Source organism: Vreelandella hamiltonii (genome assembly GCF_014651795.1).
GTDB lineage: Bacteria > Pseudomonadota > Gammaproteobacteria > Pseudomonadales > Halomonadaceae > Vreelandella > Vreelandella hamiltonii.
The window spans coordinates 1-712 of sequence record NZ_BMXO01000038.1; the positions used below are offsets into that span (position 1 = coordinate 1).

The 712-nt window shown below is 54.8% G+C and carries 1 protein-coding gene; it reads left to right on the forward strand.

Annotated features, from left to right (window positions below; all coding sequences use genetic code 11):
- The first annotated feature begins 163 nt into the window (after positions 1-163).
- Entirely contained in the window at positions 164-664 is a 501-nt protein-coding gene (locus IE061_RS18265) for an ABC transporter permease (RefSeq protein WP_193462213.1), read from the forward strand.
- The last annotated feature ends 48 nt before the right edge of the window (positions 665-712 follow it).

Below are 712 nucleotides of genomic sequence, written 5' to 3' on the forward strand. Positions count from 1 at the left end.
CCATTGGTCATCACGTAGCATTAGCCGAGGCATAGATCACCGAAAAATGCTGATATTCTAAATCAGCCCGATCTCCATCAGCAATTGTTAACGCACCCTAGGAGCGCCTGGGCGCTCGCTGCAAATCGGTGACCATATCCGCATTGAGCATTATCTGTTCGAAGTGATCGGTATCGCTGAGCCTTGGGTTGCTAACCCGCTGATTCCCATCTCCGCGGATGATGCTGTATTGGTGCCTCTGGAGGGGATGCGGCGACTGCATCCTACTCCTCAGATCAACGCTATCATCGTCCGCAGTGGGGATACCGAGTTGACTGAGCTAGCCCAGGCGATACGTGACTACATGCAGGGGTTGTGGCAGAGAGAAGTGAGTGTGCAGGTCCCCCGACAGCTTCTTGATGGCTTGAAGCGGCAGGCCAATACCTTCGCTTATCTGCTGGCAGGATTGGGCGGCATCTCGCTGTTGGTGGGCGGGGTGGGGGTGATGAATGTGATGCTGATGAGCGTGGCTGAGCGTAAGCGTGAGATTGGCATTCGCATGGCGCTGGGTGCGCGGCGACGGGACATCCGCCGCTTGTTTCTGCTCGAAGCGGTCAACCTCTCGCTGCTAGGTTTTGTACGAAAAGTCATATCTGCTAAATTTGCCTATGCGATAGCTGCATAGGAGAACCGTCATGGTCGAACGTTATGAAGTCTCTGATAACGGCTGGGC